Origin of the sequence: Synechococcus sp. R55.7 (genome assembly GCF_047461955.1) — a bacterium.
Taxonomy (GTDB): domain Bacteria; phylum Cyanobacteriota; class Cyanobacteriia; order Thermostichales; family Thermostichaceae; genus Thermostichus.
In genome coordinates, this window is record NZ_JANSIC010000142.1 from 1 (window position 1) to 6,494 (window position 6,494).

Annotated in this window: 4 protein-coding genes; 2 read left to right on the top strand and 2 right to left on the bottom strand. The window is 59.7% G+C overall.

All coding sequences use genetic code 11. From position 1 onward, the window contains the following. The first annotated feature begins 401 nt into the window (after window positions 1-401). Entirely contained in the window at window positions 402-2,036 is a 1,635-nt protein-coding gene (locus NW820_RS08520; protein ID WP_414407243.1) for an ABC transporter substrate-binding protein, read from the top strand. A 129-nt stretch (window positions 2,037-2,165) separates the two neighbouring features. Here the strand turns inward: NW820_RS08520 and NW820_RS08525 are convergent, their stop codons facing one another. Both NW820_RS08525 and NW820_RS08530 read right to left on the bottom strand, forming a co-directional pair. Beyond that, window positions 2,166-4,331, bottom strand: coding sequence for a glycogen debranching N-terminal domain-containing protein (locus NW820_RS08525; protein ID WP_414407244.1), 2,166 nt, complete (start codon window positions 4,329-4,331; stop codon window positions 2,166-2,168). Window positions 4,332-4,462: 131 nt separating this feature from the next. After that, window positions 4,463-5,533 carry a glycosyltransferase family 4 protein gene (locus NW820_RS08530; RefSeq protein ID WP_414350481.1) on the bottom strand — a complete coding sequence of 357 codons (1,071 nt, stop codon included), beginning with the start codon at window positions 5,531-5,533 and terminating at the stop codon, window positions 4,463-4,465. Window positions 5,534-5,789: 256 nt separating this feature from the next. Between NW820_RS08530 and NW820_RS08535 the strand changes: the two genes are divergently transcribed. Next, window positions 5,790-6,485: a hypothetical protein gene (locus NW820_RS08535; protein WP_414330153.1), complete on the top strand. Its 696-nt coding sequence runs from the start codon at window positions 5,790-5,792 to the stop codon at window positions 6,483-6,485. Window positions 6,486-6,494: the final 9 nt, after the last annotated feature.

The following is a 6,494-nucleotide window of genomic DNA, read 5'->3' on the forward strand; positions in this document are numbered from 1 at the left end:
TCTGAAAAGAACCTGGTCACCCCACTGCCTGAGCTGCCAAACTGGCAAGCAATCGCTCCCTCAAAAACGCAGAATCTGCCCAAGTCGCAGTCAAACCACCCATTACCTGGATCCCCAATTTTCCCTCTGGGAAAGGGGCCGGGAGGGGGGCTACTCCTCTAGGAGAAGGGCTGGGGGTGAGGGCCTCAGCAGCGCGGAGCGCTTGGGCCACAGGGCGCGGGATGCGGGCGAGCCGTCCCAAACTTGCTTGGAACAACGACTTGGCAAAAGAAATGGCGGGCCAAAACAACACCTCGGCAAACCGACTCAGGAGGAACCTTTTTGTCTCTCTACTAGGGATCCTCCTGCTCTGGCTTGGTGCCTGTGCTACCCCTGCCCGCCCGCCCCATTTGATCGCCACAGTGACTTCAGATCCCAAAACCTTCAACACCTATTTGGCCGCCGAAAGCTCCAGCCGCGACGCTATCGCCTACCTAGAGGCGGGCTTGGTCACCTTGGATGAGGATACCCTCTTGCCCAAACCGGAGCTGGCGGAAGGCTGGGAAGTGTCTGAGGACGGCTTGCGGTATGTCTTTACCTTGCGGGAGGGGCTGCGCTGGTCGGATGGAGAGCCTCTGACAGCAGCAGATGTGGACTTTACCTTCAACCGCATCATCTTCGACGAGCGGATCCCGACTTCTGCGCGGGATGTGAAGCGAATTGGAGAAGCCGGAGCATTGCCTCAGGTGCGGGCGCTGGACGAGCGGCGGATTGAGTTCGTTTTGCCGGAGCCCTTCGCTCCCTTTCTGCTGCAGGCCGGATCCCCTATTTTGCCCAAGCACATCCTCGAGCCCACTGTCGAGCAGTTGGACAGCCGGGGCAACCCCCTTTTCTTGCAAACCTGGGGTATCGACACGCCGGTGCAGGAGTTGGTGGGGGCCGGCCCCTATATCTTGCAGGAATACACCCCCGGCCAGCGGCTGGTGTACCGGCCCAATCCCTACTACTGGAAAGGGGAAGGGATCCCGCGCATTGAACGGGTAATCCTGCGCATTGTGGACTCAGAGGACACCGCGCTGCTGCAGTTTCGCTCCGGCGAGACCGACGTGTTTTCGGTGCGGGGGAGAGATTTTCAGCTCTTGAAGCGGGAAGAAGAACGGGATCAGTTCACCATCTACAATCTCGGCCAGACATTGAACAACAGTTTCTTTGCCTTCAACCTCAGCCGCGCCCGTAACCCCCAGACCGGGCGGCCTTTTGTGGATCCCGTCAAAAGCCGCTGGTTTAACGATTTGAACTTCCGCCGGGCGGTGGCCCACGCCATGAACCGGCAGTTTTACGTCGATAGCGTCCTGCAAGGGTTGGGCCAGATCCAGCACTCGGTCTTCTCCCCCGCCAGCCCCTTCTACCTCAGCCCCGAAGAGGGCTTGCCCACCTACGACTACAACCCTGAAAAAGCGCGGCAACTGCTCCTCGATGCCGGATACACCTATGATGCTGAGGGCCACCTGCGGGATTCCGAGGGCAACCGTGTCCGTTTCACCTTGCTCACCAACGCCGGCAACAATCAGCGGGAGGCCACCGGCGCGTTGATCAAAGCTGATCTGGAGCGGATCGGCATCACCGTTGATTTTACCCCCATCGCCTTCAACACCCTGGTGCAGCGCACCGATAGCCGCGACTGGGAAACCCTGCTGCTGGGCTTTGGTGGCGGCGGCACCGAGCCCAACAACGGCTCCAACATCTGGCGCAGCGACGGCCGTTTGCACCTCTTTAATCTGGGAGATTTGCCCGGCAACCCGGCAGAAGGGGTTGAGGTCAGCGATTGGGAACGGGAGATCGACCGCATCTTTATCGAAGGGGTGCGGGAGCTAGACTTTGAAAAGCGCAAGGCCCTCTACGACCGGTTTCAAATCATCATCCAGGAACAGCTGCCCCAAATTGGCACTTTCAACCCCCTGGTTCTCTCAGCCCTGCGCAACCGCATTCAAGGGGTGGATCCCCGACCCATTCTGGGGCCATTGTGGAATTTGGATCAGCTCTACATTCAAGAGTAGAACTTCTGATGATGTGGGTGATGTGGGATAGGGAGAGGCTGTCTGAACTGTTGAGTTGTGTCCCTATCGCCACATTTGGCAGGTGAAACTTAGTTGTAGGTTGTGTTGCGGATGTCTTGAATTTTGCAACTATTTCACCGTCAATTCCACGTCCCCCACACTCCTGAGAATGTTGATCCCCACCCCTCCTGACTGCAGATAGAGACCGATGTCCAGGGATCCCTGGCCCACCTGCACATTCTCAAGGATGACGTGGGGCAGCCACAGGGGCAGAGTGGGCTTGGTCAAATGTACCCGTTGAGCCAGCCCGTCGATCTCCAGCCCCAGACAAGCCTGCAGCAGCAAAAACACACTGGCCGCCGCCCAAGACTGGGGCAGACAGGCCACCGGATAAAGGGTGGGGCCCTCCCGCTGTCGCCGCCGAAAGCCACAAAACAGCTCCGGCAGCCGCTTCAGCTCCAGAAACTGGCTGGCATCGAACAGCGCTGTCAAGACCCGCACCGCTTCGCCCTTGAAGCCATAGCGAGATAAGCCTGCGGCAATCAAGGCATTGTCGTGGGGCCAGATGGAGCCATTGTGGTAGGACATGGGGTTGTAGCGCCCCTCTCCCTCCGGCACCGTGCGGATCCCCCAGCCGCTGAAGAAAGCTGGCTCCAGCAGTTGCCGGGCAATGCAGGCAGCATGCTCGGGATGGGCAATCCCCGAAAACAGACAGTGGCCCATGTTGGAGCTGCGCACCCGGCAGGGTTGCTTCTGGCCATCCAAAGCCAGGGCATAGCCCCCCAACTCTTCGCACCAGAAGTGATCCCAAAACTGCTGCTGCAGCTTTTCCGCTTGTTGTCGCAACTGGGCTGCTTGCTCTTGCCGCCCCAGCAGCTCGGCCATCTCTGCTGCCAACTGCTTAGCTTCGTAGGCATAGCCCTGCACCTCGCACAGGGCCAAGGGGGGTTCTGCCAGGGATCCGTCCGGGTAGAAGATGGCATCTTCAGAATCTTTCCAGCCCTGGTTGCGCAGGCCCCGGTGAGCTTTGCCCGCGTACTCCAGAAAGCCATCCCCATCGGGATCCCCGTAAGTGTCCATCCAGTGCAGGGCTGCTTCGATGTTTGGCCAGAGCTGCCGCAACAGCTCTAGATCGCCGCTGCGGCGCACGTAGCGCCCTGCTAGCACCACAAACAAAGGGGTGGAGTCAATGCTGCCGAAATAATTGCCAAAGGGGATCTCGCGCGTCTTGGCCATCTCGCTGGAGCGCTGCTCATGCAGGATCTTGCCAGGCTCGGCATCGCGGCTGGGATCCACCTCCTGGGCCTGGTGGGCCGCCAGATACAGCAGCACCCCCCGCGCCAAGTCTGGAAACCACCAGAGAGTGGCCAGGGCGGTGATCAGGGCGTCGCGCCCGAAGACCGTGGTAAACCAAGGCACCCCCGCATAGGGATAAAGCCCGTAGGGAGTGCGGGTGAGCATCATCAGCAGATCATCCCGTGAGGCGTTGAGCCAATCGTTAAACTGAGCATTGCCGGTGTCGATCCGGTGGGCTTGCGCCCGCAAGGAAGCCCTTTGCTCCCGCTCCGCCTGCAGAGCCTCCTGGTAGGTCAAAGGGGCAATCTCCTCCCCGCCGTAGCTGCAGATCACCCTCAGCTCCAAATCCCGTTCCTCCTGCGGGGCCAAAGGCACCCACCACTGCGCCAGCTTCTCCGACACTAGCTCCGGCGCCGGCAAAAATTGCAACTGGGTTTGCCGCTCCACTCCATCCAAGCCGCGGTAGCGGAGAACCACTCCCTCAGGGTTCACCTGGGCCGGCAGCACTTGACCCCGCTGGGCCCGTCGGATGCCCCGGATCTCAAAAATATCGGCAAAGTCCGCCTCAAAGCGCAGGGTAATCGGCACGCGAAACGGCTCCGAGCCGTAGTTGTGAATGCGAATGCGCTCGTAGGCTACGTTGTTCCACAGAAAAGTAGTCCGTAGAACATGCAGGGTATCTTGACCGATAAACTGCCCCTCTGAGGTGGTGAACTCCGGGTTGGTCAGATCCACCGCCAAAATATCTTTGTCTTCCCGCACCTCTGAGCTGAGCAGCAGGAACTGCTTTCCCTGCAAGTCCAACACCCAGCGGGACAAAAAGCGGGTGTCGTCCCGGAAGAGGCCATGATCCCGGATGCCGAGGGGGCGCATGTTCCCTCGCCGGTCAAAGATGGCAAAGCAGTTGTCATGCTTGAGAACATGAGAGCGTGCCTCCACCCAAGAGGCGCTGGCCCGGATGTAGTACTGATCTTGAATTTGGATGATGTCTTCTGCCATCTCGGTCTTCTCGATCCCTATCCAGCCGGTCTCCTACGCGAACAGCTTACTGCTATCGGTCCACTCAAAGAAGGCGAAGAAGCAGGGGCCCCCCGATGCAGCCCAGCAGCCCTAGCTGCTACTTGGCCCATCTAAGCCTTATTAAGCTGCCTTCTTCGCGACATCTCCTGCCGCTCGTTCACCAGTTGGCGGTAGAGAGCCTCGTAGTCCGACACCATTCTTTCCACGCTGAACCGCTCCTCAAACACCTGCCGCACCCCGGCTCGGCTCAGGGATCCCACCTTCTCCACAGCCTCCACTGCTTCCTCCACCGAGTCGACAATAAAGCCGGAGCGCCTGTCGGCCATTACCTCGGGTACTGAGCCAAAACGGGTGGCAATTACCGGCGTGCCACAGGCCATCGCTTCAATCATCACCAGCCCAAAGGGCTCCGGCCAGCGGATGGGAAACAGCACCGCATAGGCCTTGCCCAAAAACTCGCTTTTCTCTTGGTCGGTGATTTCCCCTATGATCTCCACATTGGGGTGGCGACTGGCCAAAGGCTTAATTTCTAACTCGTAGTACTGGCGATCCACCGCATCGATCTTGATAGCAGCCTTCAGCGGCATCCCTGCCCGCGCCGCAATTTCAATAGCCGTGTCCAGCCCTTTTTCCGGGGAGACCCGGCCCAAAAAGGCCAGGTAGTCCCCCTTTTCTGGATAGAAACGGTGGAGATCCAGGGGCAAGCCGTGGTAGACCGTCCCCACCCAGCGGGCCTGGGGCAGCGGCAGCCGCTGGGCGTTGGAGATGGAGACCACCGGAATGTCCTGAAACTCGGTGTAGAGGGGCTGCAGCTCCGGAATGTCCAGTCGCCCGTGTAGGGTGGCCAAAAAAGAAACCTGCGGGTGGCGACGGGCCAGGGCATAGGGATAGTAGTCGATGTGGCCGTGGATAATGTCAAACTCGTCGGCCATCTGAAAGGCTTTCTCGACCATCAAAACATGAGGAGCCACTGTGTCGATGGCCGTGGGATCCAAACGCAAAGCCCGCTCCCGAAAGGGGATGAGGCGAGCCTGGGTTTGGGAGTCGCCGCTGGCAAACAACGTCACCTCATGCCCCCGCCGCACCAGCTCTTCGGTGAGCCAAGACACAACCCGCTCAGTGCCGCCGTAGAGCTTGGGGGGCACACTCTCATGCAAAGGGGCAATCTGAGCAATGCGCATAGCCATCCTCCACACCGAATCATCACTGCTTAACGAAAACTTCTGCTGGCGCTCCGCCGCCGACCCTTGGGATCCCCTGTTGAGGGCACGCCATTCCTGGCTAGACTGTTCCAGAGTGAGCAGGAAAGGAGTTCAGGCTGCCGCCACCTGCCGGAGAGTTGAAGAGGCTTGAATGAGAACCCCAGCCATCACTTGCTCTTGCCCGCCGCAGCTTAATTTTCCTCCTCAGCGCTGGCTGTGGAGTTGCTTGGGAGCCATGGCCATAACGGCTCTCACGGCTGTTGCCGCTTGGGCGCGGCCAGTGCTGGAAGTACGCATGACCCTGGGTTTGCCCATCAGCCCCAACTACTGGTACATGGTAGCTCTCAGCCGGGCCGGCAGCCCTGGCCCTACCGCCAACTTGGTGGATCCCAACGTCCGTGTGGGGCCCAACGAGTACACCTTTGTGCGGGACTGGGATTACCTCATTCGGGTTACCCCCCTCAACGAAGAGTCGGTCTTGCAAGCCACCATCCAGCGGTTTGGAGAGCCGGAACGAGAGTTTGCCGTTGGCTTTAACCAGGTACGGGTTAATCGCCTTACCCGTGACCGCGATACCCTCAATTTCCAGATCGATATATCCGAGCTGCAGGGCCTTGATGGGCGAGACCAAGATATCCAGGTGGCTCTGCTCACCGCCCGTGCCCCCTTCCGCGTAGCCCCTGAAGAGACCAATCTGGCCATTGATGCCACCCGGGGGGATCTGCCCAATTTCTATCGCCTCAGCCTGTCCAATCAGCGGCAGGTGGTTGTGGACGACCCCCAGCGACAGGAGACGGTGCGCCGCAGCCGCGAATTGATCCAACAAAGTGGCTCCGGAGCTGCCCTCACTCGCGACCTTATCGAGGGCGGGGCTTTGGAGATTTTGGCCGCCAACATCCTCACCTTCGAGCTGCGCCTGGTGGATCGCTAGAGAGGGATC